Origin of the sequence: Microbacterium hanjuni (genome assembly GCF_043556395.1) — a bacterium.
Classification (GTDB): Bacteria; Actinomycetota; Actinomycetes; order Actinomycetales; family Microbacteriaceae; genus Microbacterium.
The window spans coordinates 547,119-563,532 of sequence record NZ_JBIGIK010000003.1 but is presented as its reverse complement, the minus strand read 5'-3'; the positions used below and the strand labels follow the sequence as shown (position 1 = coordinate 563,532).

Sequence of the window (16,414 nt, the reverse complement as noted above, 5' to 3'; positions counted from 1 at the left end):
CTCGCTCCTCAGGCGGTGTGGGGCGTGACGACGGTCTTGATGCAGTCGTCGAGTTTGGACGAGAACATGTGGTAGCCCTCCGCGATGTCGTCCAGGGGGATGCGGTGGGTGATCATCTCGCGCGGGGAGATGCGCCCCTCGTGGATGTGCTCGAGCAGGCGCGACCACTGTCGCTTGACGGGGGCCTGGTTCATCCGCAGCGTGAGCCCCTTGTTGACGGCGTCACCGAACTTGATCGCGCTGAAGACCGGACCGTAGGCGCCCATGACCGACACCTTGCCGCCCTTGCGCACCGCGTCGATCGCCCAGTTCAGCGCCACGGGCGAGCCGCCCTGCAGCTTGAGCTTCGCCCCGGTGAGGTGCTGCAGGAAGTGCCCGTCGGCCTCGGCGCCGACCGCGTCGATCACGACGTCCGCGCCCAGGTTGTCGGTGAGCTGCTTCAGCAGCACCACGATGTCCTTGTGCTCGGCGAAGTTGTACGTCTCCGCGAACGCGAAGGTGCGCGCCTTCTCGAGGCGGTAATCGAGGTGGTCGACGACGATCACTCGGCCGGCGCCCATGAGCCACGAGGAACGCGCGGCCGCGAGTCCGACCGGGCCCGCCCCGAACACGACCACCGTGTCGCCCTCGACGATGTCGCCGAGCTGCGCTCCGAAGTACCCGGTGGAGAAGGCATCCGTCAACATCAGGGCGTCTTCGTCGTGCAGCCAGTCGGGGATGATCGTGGGCCCGACGTCGGCGAACGGTACACGGACCTTCTCGGCCTGACCGCCGTCGAACCCACCAGCGGTGTGCGAGTAGCCGTAGATGCCGCCCACGGCGGTGGCGTTGGCGTTCACGTTGTGGCAGTTGGAGTACAGCCCCCGTGCGCAGAAGAAGCACGACCCGCAGTAGATGTTGAACGGCACCATCACCCGGTCGCCGGGCTTGAGGGAGCGCACCGACGAGCCGACCTGCTCGACGGTGCCGATGAACTCGTGTCCGAAGGTGTGACCGATCCGGGTGTCGGGAAGCAGGCCGTGGTAGAGATGCAGGTCCGACCCGCAGATCGCGGCGAGTTCCACCTTCACGATCGCGTCGTTGGGGTGCTCGATACGGGGGTCGGGCTTCTCCTCGACGCGCAGCTTGTAGGGCCCGCGGTAGACCATGGCTTTCATCGGTCCTCCTTCGTCGCGCCCATCTCACTCGGCACGGGCGATTGTCCCGAGGGGGTTGCGCGGGCGAAGCGGTCGTGTCAACGCAGACCGCCCCCTCACCCGAAGGTGAGAGGGCGGTACCGAAGGGGGAGTCAGCGCGTGGCGCGGGCGAGGTTCGCCTCGAGCTCTTCGCGGTTCTGCGCGACGACGTAGGCCGGCTGGTCGCGCTCGACGCGCCAGCTCTCGCTCAGGGGGCCGATGTCGACGGTGTCGTAGCCGAAGTCGTCGTAGAGCGAAGTGACGAGGGCGGATGCTTCGGGGTAGTCGCTCGCCGTCGCCAGCGCTCGACGGCCGGGCGTGCCGGCGTCCGAGCCGTCGGTGAGGATGGTCTCGGCCGTGATGTGGTTGAACGCCTTGGCCACCTTCGAGGTGGGGAGGTGCTCCTGCAGGAGCCCTGCCGTGGTGGTGGCCTTGGCGTCGAGGGCGTCGATATGACCGTCGCGCTCCCAGTAGTAGTTGTTCGTGTCGAGCACGATCTTGCCCGCGAGCGGTGCCACGGGAACCTCCTGGTAGTCCTTCAGGGGCACCGTGACGATGACGAAGTCGCCGGCCGCCGCCGCCTCATCCGCCGTCGCGGCCGTGGCGTGATCGCCGAGGTCGGCGACGAGGTCGGCCAGCGTCTCGGGCCCGCGTGAGTTCGCGATCACCACGTCGTATCCGCGGTCCACGAGCCCCTTCGCCAAGGTCGATCCGATGTTTCCTGCGCCGATGATTCCTACACGTGTCATGTCCCGCGCAACGCGAACGCCGCCGGCCGCATTCCCCATTGCGCCGGCGGGATCCGGGTATCAGAATGACAGGGTCACGTCAATCCTCATCACCGAACTTCTCCGCCCCGTAGCGTTCTTCTGTACCACCCTCGCGAAGACAGGCCATCGGCCGGTGTTCGGGTCATCGAGCCTTTCGGCCTCGCGAGGTTGACGGCCCCCGGCTGTGTGGGTTTCCACGCCGGGGGCCGTGCCCTTTCCCGCCGCGAGGCGGGGATAGGGTGTTTTCCGGCGCCGCCCGGGCGCCGACGGCGAAGCGAGACAGCATGACCTCCACACTCCCCGGCCGGCGCGGTGCGCGTCGCGATGGTCGCGCCTGATGGCTGAGGCGATCGCTCCTCAGCGCGGACGGAAGTTCTTCCTCACCTGCATCGGGGTGGGCCTGCTCGCGGGTCTCATGTCGGGTCTGTTCGGTGTCGGCGGTGGCACGGTCATCGTGCCTCTGCTCGTGCTCATCCTGAAGATGGACCAGCGTCGAGCAGCCGGCACCTCCCTCGCCGCCATCGTGCCCACCGCGACGGTGGGGGTGATCTCTTACGCCGTGCACGGTTCGGTGGCGTGGATCCCGGCGCTCATCCTCGCGGCCGGCGCCGTCATCGGCGCCCAGGTGGGAACGTGGTTGTTGCCGAAGCTCTCGCAGACCGCGCTGCGGTGGGCGTTCGTCGCGTTCCTCGTCGTGGTCATCGTGAGCCTGTTCTTCGTCATCCCGTCCCGTGAGGCCGTCCTCGAACTCACCTTCCTCACGGTCGCCGGCCTGGTGGTGCTCGGTCTCATCACCGGTGTGCTCGCGGGCCTCCTGGGCGTGGGCGGCGGCATCATCGTCGTGCCGGCACTGCTGCTGCTGTTCGGAACGAGCGACCTCGTCGCCAAGGGCACCTCGCTGCTCATGATGATCCCCACCGCCATCTCGGGAACGGTCGGCAACCTCCGACGCCAGAACGTCGACATCGTCGCTGCCGCCCTGGTCGGGGGCGCCGCGTGCACCACGACCGCGGTGGGGGCGTGGATCGCCACGTTGCTCGACCCGTTCCTGGCGAACATCCTCTTCGCCGCCTTCCTCGTCTTCATCGCGACCCAGATGGCCCTCAAAGCGGTGCGGGGCCGCCACAAGGGCTGAGCCGGCTCCGCAGAGCCTCGTCGGTAGAATGACGGGGTGCCTGTGAACCCCGAACTGATCGGCCGCGTGTTCCCGCCGACCCCGCCGTATCTGGTCGGACGCGAGAAGGTGCGCGAGTTCTCGCGGGCCGTCTTCGCCGACGCCGCCGTGCATACCGACCCGGTTGCCGCGCGTGCCCTCGGCTACGCCGATGTCGTCGCCCCGCCGACGTTCGCCATGGTCGTGCAGGACCTCACGATCCAGCAACTGCTCGCTGAACCGGATTCGGGGATCGAGCTCTCCCGCCTGATCCACGCCGAGCAGCGTTTCCGCTACACGCGCCCCATCGTCGCGGGAGACGAGCTGAGCGCCGTCCTGACGATCGGTGGCATCCGCACCCTGGGGGGCAACGCGATGGTCACCAGCGACGCGGAGATCACGGATGCTGCGGGCGAGCACGTCGTCACGGCCACCAGCGTGCTGCTGGTCGGGGAGGCGGACGCGTGAGCGCGCTCGCCGTGGGAGATGTCGTCGCGGAGCGCACCGTGCACCTCACCCGGGAATCGCTCGTGCGCTACGCGGGCGCTTCGGGGGACTTCAACCCCATCCACTACCGCGACGACGTCGCGGTCGCGGTAGGGCTTCCCGGCGTCCTGGCGCACGGGATGCTCACGATGGGCATCGCGATCGGCACGCTCGAGGACTGGCTGGGTGACCCGGCCCGCCTGATCGAGTACGGCGTCCGCTTCACGCGCCCCGTGCTCGTCGGCACCGAGGCGGGGGCAGACGTGCACATCGCGGCCAAGGTCGGCGCGATCGAGGACGACATCGCCCGGATCGATCTGACCGTCCGCGCCGCCGACACCACGGTGCTCGGCAAGGCGCAGGCCCGCGTGCGGCTCAGCTGACCCGGATGGCCGAGATCGATCCCCTTCCCCTGTCCCAGCTCACGACGCTGAGGACGGGCGCCGCCCCTGAACGCATGGTCGACGCCACCTCCCGTGACGAACTCATCGCCGTTCTCCTCGACCTCTGGTCGCGCGGCGAACCGTGGTTCGTGCTCGGGGGCGGCTCCAACCTCTTCGTAGGGGACGAGCCGTTCGAGGGCACCGTCGTGCGCGTGCGCACGACGGGCATCGAACGGCTGCCGGGCTCTCGACCCGGCACCGCTCGGCTGCGCGTGCAGGCCGGCCACGACTGGGATGCCCTCGTCGCGGCCGCGGTCGACGCGGGGCTGGCGGGCATCGAGGCCATGTCGGGCATCCCTGGCACGGCCGGTGCCGCGCCCGTGCAGAACGTGGGCGCCTACGGCCAGGAGATCGTGCAGACCCTCGTCGAGGTCGAGCTGCTCGACGAGGCCACCGGCGAGGTGTCCACCGTCGCCGCCGCAGACCTCGGCCTGGGATTTCGCACCTCGGTGCTCAAGCAGCACTACGGCTCGGTGCCGAACCGTTCGGCCGTGGTGCTGTCGATCACCCTCGAACTCGCCGAGGTCGGCCCGGGCGAGGTGCCCGTGGCCGGCGACCAGCTCCGAAGCGCCCTCGGGCTCGACCCGGCAGCATCCGTCTCGCTCGCCTGGGTGCGCGATCACGTGCTCGCAACGCGCCGCCGCAAGGGCATGGTGCTCGACGACACCGACCCCGACACATGGAGCGCCGGGTCGTTCTTCCAGAACGCGATCGTGTCGGAGTCCTTCGCCCGCACGCTGCCCCCGGAATGCCCTCGATGGCCCGTCGGAGCGACGCTCGACCCGGTGCTCGTCATCCCGCTCGCCGCGTTCGACGGCGTCGTTCCCGTGCCGCCCGCCACGTCCCGGCAGGTGAAGGTGAGTGCCGCCTGGCTGATCGAGAACGCCGGGCTCGGCAAGGGCTTCGCTCTGCCCCACTCGCGCGCCGGCCTGTCCACCAAGCACACCCTCGCCCTCACGAACCGCGGCGGGGCGAGCGCGAACGAGATCGCGCAGCTGGCCCGCTTCGTGCAGCAGCGGGTGCAGGCCGAGTTCGGACTGCTGCTGCAGCCCGAGCCCGTGCTGATCGACGTCGAGCTGTAGTCGGGCGGCGCCCTCAGGCGCCGAAGAGGCGCTGGAGACGCTGCACGCCCTCGAGCAGCTGCTCGTCGCCGAGCGCGTACGACAGGCGCAGGTAGCCGCTCGGGCCGAACGCCTCGCCGGGCACCACCGCCACCTCGGCCTCGTCGAGAATCAGGTCGGCGAGTTCGAGCGAGGTGGTGGGGGTCTTTCCCGCCCATTCGCGGCCGAGCAGTCCGGTCACATCGGGGTAGACGTAGAAGGCGCCCAGCGGATTGGGCACCGTGACCCCGGGGATCTTCGCCAGTTCGTCGACGATCAGTCGGCGACGTCGGTCGAAGGCCATCCGGAAGGTCTCGACCTCGTCCTGCGGCCCGGTGAGCGCGGCGAGCGCTGCGCGCTGCGCGATGTTGTTCACGTTGCTGGAGAGGTGGGACTGCAGGTTCGCGGCCAGCTTGATCGCGTCGGTCGGCCCCACCATCCATCCCACCCGCCACCCCGTCATCGCGTAGGTCTTGGCGACGCCGTTGACGAGGATCGTCTGTGCGGCGAGGTCGGGCACCGCTTCGACGATCGACGTCGCGCGGGCACCTTCGTAGACGAGGTTCTGGTAGATTTCGTCGCTGATGACCCAGAGGCCGTGGGCGAGCGCCCACTCGCCGATCGCGCGGGTCTCCTCCGGCGAGTAGACCGCGCCGGTGGGGTTGGAGGGCGAAACGAAGACGAGCACCGTGGTGCGGTCGGTGCGCGCGGCCTCGAGCTGGTCGACGGTGACCTTGTACTCCTGGTCGGCGCCGGCGAACACCTCGACCGCGACGCCGTCGGCGAGAGCGATGGCCTCGGGATACGTCGTCCAGTACGGCGCGGGAAGCAGCACCTCGTCGCCCGGGTTCACGACGGTCTGGAACGCCTGGTAGACGGCCTGCTTGCCCCCGTTCGTCACGACGACCTGAGCGGGCGTGACCTCGAGGGCCGAGTCGTGCAGGGTCTTCGCCGCAATGGCTTCGCGCAGGACCGGAAGACCGGCCGCCGGGGTGTAGCGGTAGTTCGCGGGGTCGGTGACCGCGGCGGCCGCCGCGTCCACGATGAACGACGGCGTCTGGAAGTCGGGCTCGCCGGCCGCGTAGGAGATGACGGGGCGGCCGGACGCCTGCAGCGCCTTCGCTTTCGCGTCGACCTTGAGCGTCGCGGACTCGGCGATGGCGGACAGTTTGCGGGAGAGGGGGGCGCGCGAGGTCACGGTGCGAGCCTATCCGGGTGCGCCGCCGCTTTCCCGGGGAATCAGGGCACGACGGGAGCGGACGGGCGGTGCATTCGCACGGGTGCGGGTTCCGTAGGCTTACGTGGTGATCGAGTGGGTGCTGGCGTCCTGGACGGAGATCCTCGGATTCGCGACGGGTCTCGCGTGTGTCGCGCTGGCCGCGCGACGGAACGTCTGGAACTACCCGATCGGCATCGCCAACAACCTCGTCTTCCTCGTCGTGTTCGGCTCCGCCGGGCTGTACGCAGCCGCCGGGCTCCAGCTGGTCTACCTCGCCTTCGCGGTGCACGGCTGGTGGCGGTGGACGCGCGGCGTCGAGCACGACCGGTTCTACGTCGCGCGGACCCCCGCCCGGGGCTGGGTCTGGCTGATCGGTGCCGGCCTCGTGGGCGCCGTTGTGCTCTGGTGGGTGCTGTCGAGCTTCACCGACTCCCCGCTGCCGCTCGCCGATGCCGCAACGACCTCGGCGAGCCTCGTGGCGCAGTACCTGCTCAACCGCAAGCGCATCGAGAACTGGTACGTGTGGATCGCCGTGGACATCGCGTTCGTGGGCCTCGCCGTGGCGACGGGCCTGTGGATCACCGCGGCGCTGTACCTGGTGTTCATCGCCCTCTGCGCCTACGGCCTCACCTCGTGGCGCCGCCTCGAGCGTTCCAACACCATGCCGGTGCTGAACGGTGGCGCCGAGGTGGGGGTCCGTGGCTGACGCCGCGCCGCGGTTTCGCCATGCGCTCGTGCTCGGCAAGTTCTATCCCCTGCACGCCGGTCATTCCGCGCTGATCCGTGCCGCGATCCGCCGGAGCGATCGCGTGAGCGTGCAGGTGCTGGGCTCCTCGGTCGAGACCATCCCGCTCGAGGTGCGGACGCAGTGGGTGTGCGAGGAGCACCCCACGGTGCGCGTCGTGTCCACCGTCGATGACGCTCCGGTCGACTTCGGCTCGGATGCTGCGTGGCAGCAGCACGTGGAGGTCATCGAGAGCCTGCTCGACGAGCCCGTCGATGCCGTGTTCACCTGCGACGAGTACGGCGGTGAGCTGTCGCAGCGCTTGGGTGCGTCGTGGCAGCGGATCGATCCCGGCCGCGTTTTCAACCCCGTCTCGGGTACGGCGATCCGCGCCGATGTCGCCGGTCACTGGCACGAGCTGGCCGCTGTGGTGCGCGAGTGGCTCGGCGTGCGCGTCGTGGTGCTCGGTGCGGAGTCGACGGGGTCGACCACCCTGGCCGCGGCGCTCGCGGCGGAGCTCGGCACGGCGTGGGTGCCCGAGTACGGGCGCGAGCACTCCGTCACCCGCGAGGGCGGCCTCGATGCGCCGTGGCGCAGCGACGAGTTCGATCTCATCGTGGACCGTCAGATCGACCGGGAGCGCGCTGCCCTGCGCACGATGGCCGCCCCCGTACTGGTGTGCGACACCGACGTGCTCGCCACGGCCCTCTGGCATGAGCGGTACGTGGGCGTCGCCGCTCCCCGCATCCTCGAGCGGGCTCGGGCGCACCGCCCCGCCCTCTACATCCTCACGGGGGATGAGATCCCGTTCGTGCAGGACGGCATGCGCGACGGCGAGCACCTCCGCCACGAGATGCAGGACCGATTCCGAGAGGCGCTCGCAACCTCCGGTGCGAGGTGGCTCGAGGTGCGCGGGGATGTCCCCTCCCGCGTGGCCCAGGCCCTGCCCGCCATCCGGGCGGCGGTCGCGGAGCGGTTGACGTTCGGCGTCCCGCTCGAGGCGCGTCCCTGGCAGGAGCAGGTCGACCTCCAGCGGCGCAATCGCGACAAATAGGCGGCGCGATCGCGACAGGCAGACGGTGCGCACGCGAGCGCACGCGAAATAGGCTCGGCGCATGGTGGATCAGGTGCAGGCCGAGCGGATGACGTCGGCCAAGGGCTTCATCGCGGCGCTCGACCAGAGCGGCGGCTCGACCCCGAAGGCGCTCGCCCGCTACGGGATCCAGCCCAGCGCGTACTCGGGCGAGGCGGAGATGTTCGCGCTCATCGATCAGATGCGCGCCCGCATCGTCACGTCGCCGGCCTTCAGCGGCGACCGGGTGCTCGCGGCGATCCTCTTCGAGGAGACCATGGAGCGCGACTTCGCGGGCAAGCCGGCGGCGCACTACCTCTGGCAGGACAAGGGAGTGGTTCCGTTCCTGAAGATCGACCAGGGTCTGGCCGATGCCGCCGACGGCGTGCAGGTGATGAAACCCCTTCCGGGTCTGGACGACCTTCTCGACCGCGCGGTGCAGCACGGATTCTTCGGGACGAAGGAACGGTCGGTGATCGGTGCGGCCGATCCCGGCGGCATCGCCGCGATCGTGGAGCAGCAGTTCGAGGTGGCGCACCGGGTGCTGGGGCACGGGTTGATCCCGATCCTCGAGCCCGAAGTCACCATCACGATCCCCGACAAGACCGCCGCGGAGGATCTGCTCCTGCGGGAGATCACCCGGCACCTCGCCGACCTGTCCGCGGACGAGAAAGTGATCATCAAGCTCTCGCTGCCGTCGGTGACGAACTTCTATCGACCGTTGACCGAGCACCCCCGTGTCATGCGGGTCGTGGCCCTGTCCGGGGGGTACTCGCGGACCGAAGCCGACGCCCTCCTCGCCGAGGACACGGGCGAGATCGCCAGTTTCAGCCGCGCGTTGACCGAGGGACTCTCCGCTCAGCAGTCCGATGCCGAGTTCAACGCCACCCTCGACCGCTCGATCCAGGAGATCTACGACGCCTCGGTCGCAGGCTGAGCGGCACCGGAGGTGCGGCGGCGCTCATTAGGCTGACGTCATGCCGGATCGCTGGAACAAGGTCTCCGCCGCTCCGACGGCTCCGCTCGCGACCGGGGGAGTGGCCCAGCTCTCCGTGGACGACCTCCTGAGCCCCCGGGTGGAGGCAGGGGCCTCGCTCGCGCTCGATGAGAAGCTGCGCCAGGCGTACTACTGGATCGTGAACCGGGCGATCGTGTCGCCCTACTACGACGTCGAGTTCTCCGCCGACGCGCCGGTGACCTTCCCGCTCGGCGACGCCGGAGCGGAGCTCACGCTTCCGACGGAAGCATCCTTCTCCTCCAACGTTCTGCTGCCTCTGCTGAGCTTCGCCGTCGGCGGCAAGTGCCTGTTGATCGGCGGCCCCGGTCGAGGAAAGACGACCGTCGCCGTGCTCATGGGGGTGCTGGCCGGATCGACCGCCGACGAGGTGCGTCGCGGCGTGCAGCAGGGGCAGCCGCAACTCACCGTCAGCGACCTCGTCGGCATCCCGCTTCCGAAAGACCTCGTCGGGGCCGAGCGGCTCGCCGACATCCGCATCGCCTGGCGCGAATGGCTCGAGCGGCCGGTCAAGATCATCGACGAGTACAACCGCATCCCCACCAAGACCCAGTCGGCGCTGCTGACGATGGTCGCCGAGGGTTACGTCGAGAGCCACGACCAGATGCGCCGGACGGCCCCGGCGTCCGGGGTGGAGAGCTGGTTCTTCACCGCGAACGACGATGCCGGTGGGGGAACCTTCCCGGTGATCCAGGCGCTCCGCGACCGCATGGACGTGACGGTGCCGGCCGCGGGATTCAACAGCCGGTTCTTCGCCGAGCTGGTGGCCCGGGTAGAGGCGGGGGAGAAGCCCGAGGAGCACGTCCCCGGTGAGCTCGTGTTCTCCGGGGCCGAGCAGACGGCGATGCGCTCGGCGATCCGCGCTGTGCCGTTCCCCGCCGAGGTGCGCCGGCGGCTGGAGTACTTCCTCGGGCAGTTCGAATTCGTGCAGCAGGGCGGACGCCGCTTCGAATACCGCACGAAAGACACCGTCACGACCGCCGGAGGCCGGGTGGGCGAAGCGATCGAGGCCAACACCGGCGCCGACCTGGCGGTGGATCTGGGCACCCAGACGCTCAACGGGTTGTCGGTGCGATCGCTGCAGACGCTCGTGCTGTACGCCAAGGCGATGGCCTGGTTTCGCGGACGCGATGCTGTCGGACTCGAGGACGTCGCGGCGGTACTGCCGTTCGTCCTCCGCGGGAAGCTGCTCGTGCACGCCTCGCATCCACGGTTCGACGTCGGTGCGGAACGCGAACTGCTCACCGATACCGCCAGCTGGCTCGCCGATCTGTTCGCGCAGTCGTGTCGGCAGTACGACGCGGCCGGTCGCGACGTCGACGATCCGGTCGGCGACCTGCTCGCGCAGCTCGACCGCGGTCTCGACGGTGTCTCGATCGTCGATGCGCAGCGGAGGCTGACGGAGATCGAGGGTCAGATCCGTCGCATCGCCGGTGTGGGGAAGCTCTACGGTCGCGACTTCGACGACCTCACTGCCCTCAAGTACCTGCACCAGCGCTATTCCGCCTACCTGCGCTGGGCGGACGACGCGCGATGATCGCTGTCGCCCGCCACGTCACCGACGAGCCGCTCGGCGAACTTCGGCCGGCCGACGTGCTCCCCGCCGTCGACGGGGTCGATGTCGCGGCAGCCTCCGCGAACGTGCGGTCGCTCGGCGGCGATCCGCGGCGCTTCGGGCTGCGCCTGGGGTCGGCACTCGAGGCGGTCGGCGTGGATGCTGACACCGACCTCGTGCGCGGTGCGATCGCGCTCGCCGCGTGGCGCTCGGGGGTGCTGGCGCTGCGGGATGCGGCGCTCGCGACCCTGGCTTCCGGCGGCGTGCCGGTGACCGTCGCCGCGGCGGCGCTGGCGATCGCGGGCGACACGCTCGAAGAGTTCACCGAGCGGCAGCGGGACGACCGGTTCTGGTGGCCGGGGCGTGCCGAGTGGAACGGCTACGTGCGGGCCGTGGGGGGCTTCGCCGGTCTCGGCGGGGCCTGGATCGAACCGCCGAGCGACGGCGGCGCCTACGACGACGGCGATGCCGAGTTCTTCCTCGTTCGCACCGGAGAGGGGTGGTGGCGGATCGACGCCGATGTCTGGGGCGCCCGACTCACCCGGGCGCGCCCGCCCGTTTCGGCGCAGCGCGCTTCCCGGGTGACCGTCGTCACCCGGCCCGACAGCTACCTCGCGTGGTTGCACGTGCGCGACGCATGAGGATCCTGGGGGGCAGGCGCCGATCGCCCCAGCCGCAACCCCTCGACCCCTCCGCGCGCATCGCGTGGGAAGCGGCCCAGCGACTGTGGGGCGTGCGGATGGCCGATGCCCAGCTGCTGCCCGGAGCAGGCCGGGAGGTCGGCTCCTTCGCGTGGTTCTCGTTCCCGCCGACTGTCGCGATCGACCCGGCCCTCGTCGCCGAGCGCGGGGTCGCCGGCGAACTCGAGAGCGTCTTCGCCCACGAGCTCGGCCATCACGTGCTTGCACCGAGCACCCGCATCGACGGGCTGAAGATCCGCCACCAGATGGCGCGCGCCCTCACCGCGTCGGGTGCCCGCGCCGTGAACGCCGATCACGCGGCAACGCTGGCGAACATGTGGAACGACCTGCTCGTGAACACCCGTCTTGCCCTGCTGCAGCGACGTGCGGCCGCCGGCGCTGCGGCAGCATCCGCTCCCCTCACGGAGCCCGGCATCGTGCGCACGCTCCGCATCACCACGCGGTCGGGGTACGACAGCGCTGACCGGCTCTGGTGGGTCTACCGGCGCACCTACGAGCTGGTGTGGAACCTCGTGCCGGGGGCGTTCTGCCCGCCCGTGCCGCCACCCGCGCCACCCCCGCTCGGGGCGGCGCCCGTGGTCGAGACGCCCCTGTCGAACTTCGCGCCCAAGTTCCGGGAGCAGGAGCTCGCGCTCCGCGCAGCCCGGCGGGAAGCGGCGCTCGCCGCAGCGGAGCTGAATGCGGCCATCACCTCGCATCCGCAACTCGACGCCGACCTCGCGGCCGGCCTGGTGCGCACCTTCCTCGCCGACCCCGTGAGCGGGGCGCTGCGGTTCGGGATGCTCGCCGCGCCCTACCTGGTGGAAGGAGAGCGTGCCGCAGCAGCCGACCTCGGTCGCGCGGGCTCGCTGATGGGACGCGCGTGCGCGGCTGACGACGCTCCGGCCACCGCGAAGGAACTCGGCCAGGTGCTCGCCGACGGCCGGTTGCACGGTGCCGTCGCCGCTCCCGACGGGCGTGCCGGCGATGCGGACGAGCCGGGGACGGAGGCGCCCGGCCAGGGATTCGGCGTCGCCGAGACCCTCGCCCTCTACGAGGCCAGCGACGCCGACGCGGTCATGGCGGCGTACTACCGCACCGAGGCCGCCCCCTGGGTGCGGCCGTTCACCCAACGACGTCCCGCCCTTCCCGACGCCTCCCTGCCCGGCCCGCTCGCGGTGTGGGAACTGGGCGACGACCTCGCCGACATCGACTGGCCGGCGTCGTTCCGGACGTCCGCGGTGCTCGTACCCGGCGTGACCACCCGTCGCCGCACGTGGCTCGCCGACGAACCCGTCGCGGCCGAGGAGAGCATCGAGCTCGACCTCTACATCGATTCGTCGGGCTCGATGCCCGCCCCGCGCCGAGGCTCCCCGGCGGTGCTCGCCGGCAGCATTCTGGCCCTCTCGGTGCTTCGCGGCGGCGGTCGCGTGCGGGTCACGAGCTTCTCCGGGCCCGCTCAAGTGGCGGGGAGCGAGCGGTTCACCCGCGACCACGTCGAGATCGTGCGGGGTCTGACCACCTTCTTCGCGGGAGGCACGTCCTTCCCCCTCGACCTCTACGGCCAGCGCTATGCGGGGCTCGCGGTCGCCGATGAGGCCACCCGCCGGCACGTCGTCGTGCTGTCCGACGACGGACTGCGATCGATGTTCGGGTTCGGCAATGAGCCCTTCAGCGGGACCGCTGCCACGGTGCGCGCGGCGTTGACCACCGGCACACTCGTGCTGCTCGATGCGGGACGGCAGGTCGCGGACGCGGCCGAGGGGGCGGGCTACGACGTGCTCTACCTGCAGACGATGGACGACGCACCGGCCGCGTGCGCACGATTGGCGGAGGTGCTGCATGGCTGAGGACGGAGGCGCCCTGATCGCCTGGGCCGAGCGCGGGGGCGATCAGGCGGCCGTCTGGGGCGACCTGCAGCCAGGTCCCGGCATCGCCGAGATCGCGGCCCGCCTCTCGAGCGTGCCGCGGCCCTTCCTCGACGAGCGACTGTCGGTGCGCGCCCTGGCGGGGGATGTGCTCGGAGCCGGGGACCTAGCGTGCCTGCGCTTCGAAGACGAGCAGCACGTGCGCACCGGCGCGGCCATGGCCCTGTGGCTCATCGCGAGCGAAGACGTCATCGCGCCGTTCTCGCCGCCGCTGCGGCGCGATCGGATGCTGCTCGCCGTCGACGCGCTCGCGATGCGGCTGGCTCCCGTCACCCCGCCGGTGGAGTGGACCTCGGACGACGAGCGCCGCGAGGAAGCCGCCCGCACGTTCCTGCTGTGGATCGGGCAGCTGCCGGCCGGTGAGGACGTCGAGACCGCGCGGGCGCTGCTGGCCGGGCGGGACTCCCTCGAGCGCAACCGTTCGCTCGCCGAGGCGTTCGAGGAGCACCGCCACCGCGCGGAGGTGGCGCGACGCTTGGCCGAGGCGCGGGCACGCGAGGCCGCGGCGCGGTACTCGAGTGAGTGAGCGCGCCGCAGCCGTCGATCCCGACGCGCCCGATCCGCTCCTGCTGGCGGAGTACACCCCCGGCACCTCGGCGGTGCTGCGCGACGAGGAGCGCTGGCCCACGCTGGATGACATCGGCCGCACGCGTCTTGCGCGGTGGCGGCAGCATCCGGATGCCCCGGACTGGGTGCACGCGACCGGGGACCGGCTGACGCCCGAGCAGATCGAGCGGGTGCGTCACCCCTTGGTCGTCGACGGTTGGCTCGAGGCGCATCTTGCGGTCGCCCGGCGCCTGATCCGATTTCGTCGAAGTACCGGACTCGACACGCTCGAGGACTTCCCGACCACGACGCGGGCCGACCTCGTCGCCGATCTCGGTGCCTTCGTGCCGTTGGATGCGGATCTGGATCGGATGCTGCACGGCACGAGCTCGGGCTCCACGGGAGCGGCGCTTGTCATCCCCGACGACGTGGAGGAGGTGGCGCGCGGCTTCCACCTGCTGCGCGACCTCGTGCGCGGGGAGGGGATCGACTGGGAGCCCGACGGGGAGCGTCTCGCACTCGCCCACGTGGTCTTCCAGGCTCAGGCGTTCACCTACGTCTCGCTGATCAGCTCGTTCGCGCTTCGCGCGATGGCGCGGGTGAACCTGCACGAGCAGGCGTGGGGTGACCCGGGCGCGCGCGCCCGCTTCCTCGCCGCCGCCGACCCCCAGGTGATCACGGGGCACCCGACGAGCCTCGGCGAGCTGCTGCGGCCGGAAGTGCGCGCCGCGGTGCGCCCGCTCGCGCTCTTCTCGAGCGCGATGGCGCTCGCCGCGCCGTTGCGCCGCCGGCTCCAGGACGCCTTCGCCTGCCCCGTCTTCGACGTCTACGGTCTGCACGAGACACGGCCGATCGCCGTGCGCACAGACGACGGGCCCTTTCGCATCCTGAACCGGCGCGTGCACGTCGAGGTGCTCGATGCGGCCGGCGCTCCCGTGCCCGCCGGGGAGATGGGCGAAATCGTCGTCACGGCGGGGGAGAATCCCTTGCTGCCCCTCGTGCGCTATCGCACGGGTGACGTCGGGCGGCTGGTGACCCTGCCCGACGGGACCCCGGGGCTCGCCGACCTCGAGGGGCGCGCCCACGTGGTGTTCCGCGCGGCGAGCGGCCGTGCCGTCGCCAGCGTCGAGCTCACCCAGCACCTGCAGGCGCACGGCGCGCTCGGATGGGTGGTCGAGCAGTCCGCCGACGGGGCCATCGCTGCCACAGTCGCCGGCGGTGACGCGGAGGCGGCCGGTCGCGCCCTTTCGGCGCTGCTCGAGCGGCCGGTCGTGGTGCGCCGGGTCGAGCGGCTCGCCGACCTCGGCGAGGGCAAGCCCCGCCGCTACCGCGCCTGAGGGGGCAGCCGTAGCCCCGCGAGGGGGCGTGGGGGATCGTTATGGGTCCGTTGCGGGCGACGCGCGCTGCCCGCGTACCGTGGAAAACGGGGGTGGAGCATGCGCAGACGCGTTCTCGCCGTGGCGGCGGCCGGGATCGGGATGCTGCTGCTGAGCGCGTGCGGAGTGCCGGGCCCGCCGCAAGAGCGCTCCGTGGGCACGCCCGTCGACGCGATCACGTGCGTCGACGACTTCGAGGTGTACGAGGGCGCCGACCCGGGACCGGCCAGCGGAGTCATGCCCGACGACTTCGCACCCGTCGCCGTGATCCGGTGCGAGCCGAACGCCACGCGCGAGTTGGACGGCGGCGTCGTGTGGTCGGGAATGCTTCTCGAGCGTTTCGAGGGAGACCTCGGTCCGTTCCTCGGCGCGATCGCCGCGCCCAGCGATCCGCAGTGGCCGGGCCCCTGCACGGCGAACATGGTGCTCGCTCCCGATCTCTGGGTGGAGGGCGTCGACGGCCGGTTCGTGCGGCTGTCCTACCCATCGACCGGGTGTTCGCAACCCAAGGTGGAGGTGGTGGCGGCGCCGCTCGCAGCACTCCGCGTGGTCGACGAGGAATTCACGCCGCGTGCCGTGATCAAGAGCCCCGAAGCCGAGGTCGCCGGGTGCGCGACGCGGGCGAGCGTCGGTCCGGTCCTGGCGACCGAGGTCGATTTCGGCCAAACGGGGGAGGAGGCTTCGGCTCAGCCGGAATCGGCCGATGGCCAGATCGCGCTCATCCCCGAGGAGCTTCCGACGCTGCCGTCCGCCGCCGATGTTCAAGGATTGCGGGTGTGCTTCTACGCGGCGCAGCCCGGGGTCGCGGTCGAGACGGACGGGGCGCTCTTCATGGACGACCGCCGCATCGACCCCCCGGATGTCGCCACCGCCCTCGCCGCCGTGGCTTCGGCGGCGCCTGTCGCGGGGTGCACCGAAACGGCGTCGCGGTTCGCGGTGGTGCAGCCGCTGCCGGCCACCGCCGCGTCGTTCACGGTCGAGTTCGACGGCTGCCGCCGCGTCATCGATCCGGCCTTTCGCGCGCTCGCCGCGCCGCCCGCCTTGCTCGCGCTGCTGGACAGCGCCCCCTGAACAGCGCCCCCTGGAAAATTTCCGGCGCGGTGTCGATTTCGGCCGGCGCCGTTCGACGCGATAGTAGGGGTGGTTCACAGCATCCCGTCCACCGCTCTTCG

The 16,414-nt window shown here is 70.9% G+C and carries 16 protein-coding genes; 13 read left to right on the top strand and 3 right to left on the bottom strand.

Annotation, left to right across the window (positions count from 1 at the left end):
* Window positions 1-8: 8 nt before the first annotated feature.
* Window positions 9-1,157 (bottom strand): zinc-dependent alcohol dehydrogenase, encoded by a 1,149-nt coding sequence (locus ACFXP5_RS15035; RefSeq protein WP_394545379.1) that lies wholly within the window; start codon window positions 1,155-1,157, stop codon window positions 9-11.
* A gap of 131 nt (window positions 1,158-1,288) precedes the next feature.
* Window positions 1,289-1,924 (bottom strand): NADPH-dependent F420 reductase, encoded by a 636-nt coding sequence (locus ACFXP5_RS15030; RefSeq protein ID WP_394545378.1) that lies wholly within the window; start codon window positions 1,922-1,924, stop codon window positions 1,289-1,291.
* Between the two features lie 358 nt (window positions 1,925-2,282).
* On the opposite strand from ACFXP5_RS15030, the gene ACFXP5_RS15025 reads away from it, so the two are divergent.
* The 4 genes from ACFXP5_RS15025 to ACFXP5_RS15010 are packed head-to-tail and all read left to right on the top strand — an operon-like array spanning window position 2,283 to window position 5,109.
* Window positions 2,283-3,080, top strand: coding sequence for a sulfite exporter TauE/SafE family protein (locus ACFXP5_RS15025; RefSeq protein WP_394529218.1), 798 nt, complete (start codon window positions 2,283-2,285; stop codon window positions 3,078-3,080).
* A gap of 36 nt (window positions 3,081-3,116) precedes the next feature.
* On the top strand, window positions 3,117-3,566 hold the full coding sequence (locus tag ACFXP5_RS15020; RefSeq protein WP_394545376.1) for an FAS1-like dehydratase domain-containing protein: 450 nt from the start codon (window positions 3,117-3,119) through the stop codon (window positions 3,564-3,566).
* Window positions 3,563-3,967 carry a MaoC/PaaZ C-terminal domain-containing protein gene (locus ACFXP5_RS15015; protein WP_394529216.1) on the top strand — a complete coding sequence of 135 codons (405 nt, stop codon included), beginning with the start codon at window positions 3,563-3,565 and terminating at the stop codon, window positions 3,965-3,967. Before ACFXP5_RS15020 ends, ACFXP5_RS15015 begins: the two co-directional genes overlap by 4 nt.
* Window positions 3,968-3,972: 5 nt before the next feature.
* Window positions 3,973-5,109: a UDP-N-acetylmuramate dehydrogenase gene (locus tag ACFXP5_RS15010; protein WP_394545374.1), complete on the top strand. Its 1,137-nt coding sequence runs from the start codon at window positions 3,973-3,975 to the stop codon at window positions 5,107-5,109.
* A 13-nt stretch (window positions 5,110-5,122) separates the two neighbouring features.
* On the opposite strand, the gene ACFXP5_RS15005 is transcribed toward ACFXP5_RS15010, so the two are convergent.
* Window positions 5,123-6,325 (bottom strand): pyridoxal phosphate-dependent aminotransferase, encoded by a 1,203-nt coding sequence (locus ACFXP5_RS15005; protein ID WP_394529214.1) that lies wholly within the window; start codon window positions 6,323-6,325, stop codon window positions 5,123-5,125.
* Between the two features lie 106 nt (window positions 6,326-6,431).
* On the opposite strand from ACFXP5_RS15005, the gene pnuC reads away from it, so the two are divergent.
* From pnuC to ACFXP5_RS14960, 9 genes are all read left to right on the top strand, one after another.
* Window positions 6,432-7,052, top strand: a complete 621-nt coding sequence (pnuC, locus tag ACFXP5_RS15000; protein WP_394529213.1) for a nicotinamide riboside transporter PnuC — start codon at window positions 6,432-6,434, stop codon at window positions 7,050-7,052.
* Window positions 7,045-8,124 (top strand): AAA family ATPase, encoded by a 1,080-nt coding sequence (locus ACFXP5_RS14995; protein WP_394545372.1) that lies wholly within the window; start codon window positions 7,045-7,047, stop codon window positions 8,122-8,124. The genes pnuC and ACFXP5_RS14995 overlap by 8 nt, the downstream gene beginning before the upstream one ends.
* 61 nt (window positions 8,125-8,185) lie before the next feature.
* Window positions 8,186-9,079, top strand: coding sequence for a fructose bisphosphate aldolase (locus tag ACFXP5_RS14990; RefSeq protein ID WP_394545370.1), 894 nt, complete (start codon window positions 8,186-8,188; stop codon window positions 9,077-9,079).
* Between the two features lie 40 nt (window positions 9,080-9,119).
* Window positions 9,120-10,694, top strand: coding sequence for an AAA family ATPase (locus ACFXP5_RS14985; RefSeq protein ID WP_394545368.1), 1,575 nt, complete (start codon window positions 9,120-9,122; stop codon window positions 10,692-10,694).
* Window positions 10,691-11,353 (top strand): potassium transporter Kef, encoded by a 663-nt coding sequence (locus ACFXP5_RS14980; RefSeq protein ID WP_394545367.1) that lies wholly within the window; start codon window positions 10,691-10,693, stop codon window positions 11,351-11,353. The genes ACFXP5_RS14985 and ACFXP5_RS14980 overlap by 4 nt, the downstream gene beginning before the upstream one ends.
* On the top strand, window positions 11,350-13,242 hold the full coding sequence (locus ACFXP5_RS14975) for a DUF58 domain-containing protein (RefSeq protein WP_394545366.1): 1,893 nt from the start codon (window positions 11,350-11,352) through the stop codon (window positions 13,240-13,242). Before ACFXP5_RS14980 ends, ACFXP5_RS14975 begins: the two co-directional genes overlap by 4 nt.
* Window positions 13,235-13,846 carry a phosphohydrolase gene (locus ACFXP5_RS14970; protein WP_394529207.1) on the top strand — a complete coding sequence of 204 codons (612 nt, stop codon included), beginning with the start codon at window positions 13,235-13,237 and terminating at the stop codon, window positions 13,844-13,846. Before ACFXP5_RS14975 ends, ACFXP5_RS14970 begins: the two co-directional genes overlap by 8 nt.
* Window positions 13,839-15,203: an AMP-binding protein gene (locus ACFXP5_RS14965; RefSeq protein WP_394545364.1), complete on the top strand. Its 1,365-nt coding sequence runs from the start codon at window positions 13,839-13,841 to the stop codon at window positions 15,201-15,203. Before ACFXP5_RS14970 ends, ACFXP5_RS14965 begins: the two co-directional genes overlap by 8 nt.
* 99 nt (window positions 15,204-15,302) lie before the next feature.
* Window positions 15,303-16,313, top strand: coding sequence for a hypothetical protein (locus ACFXP5_RS14960; protein WP_394545362.1), 1,011 nt, complete (start codon window positions 15,303-15,305; stop codon window positions 16,311-16,313).
* The last annotated feature ends 101 nt before the right edge of the window (window positions 16,314-16,414 follow it).

What these genes read in the sequence shown, in the direction of transcription:
- ACFXP5_RS15035 (WP_394545379.1), bottom strand. Translation starts at nt 1,157, where the DNA reads ATGAAAGCCATGGTCTACCGCGGGCCCTACAAGCTGCGCGTCGAGGAG.
- ACFXP5_RS15030 (WP_394545378.1), bottom strand. Translation starts at nt 1,924, where the DNA reads ATGACACGTGTAGGAATCATCGGCGCAGGAAACATCGGATCGACCTTG.
- ACFXP5_RS15025 (WP_394529218.1), top strand. Translation starts at nt 2,283, where the DNA reads ATGGCTGAGGCGATCGCTCCTCAGCGCGGACGGAAGTTCTTCCTCACC.
- ACFXP5_RS15010 (WP_394545374.1), top strand. Translation starts at nt 3,973, where the DNA reads ATGGCCGAGATCGATCCCCTTCCCCTGTCCCAGCTCACGACGCTGAGG.
- ACFXP5_RS14990 (WP_394545370.1), top strand. Translation starts at nt 8,186, where the DNA reads ATGGTGGATCAGGTGCAGGCCGAGCGGATGACGTCGGCCAAGGGCTTC.
- ACFXP5_RS14985 (WP_394545368.1), top strand. Translation starts at nt 9,120, where the DNA reads ATGCCGGATCGCTGGAACAAGGTCTCCGCCGCTCCGACGGCTCCGCTC.
- ACFXP5_RS14980 (WP_394545367.1), top strand. Translation starts at nt 10,691, where the DNA reads ATGATCGCTGTCGCCCGCCACGTCACCGACGAGCCGCTCGGCGAACTT.
- ACFXP5_RS14975 (WP_394545366.1), top strand. Translation starts at nt 11,350, where the DNA reads ATGAGGATCCTGGGGGGCAGGCGCCGATCGCCCCAGCCGCAACCCCTC.
- ACFXP5_RS14970 (WP_394529207.1), top strand. Translation starts at nt 13,235, where the DNA reads ATGGCTGAGGACGGAGGCGCCCTGATCGCCTGGGCCGAGCGCGGGGGC.
- ACFXP5_RS14960 (WP_394545362.1), top strand. Translation starts at nt 15,303, where the DNA reads ATGCGCAGACGCGTTCTCGCCGTGGCGGCGGCCGGGATCGGGATGCTG.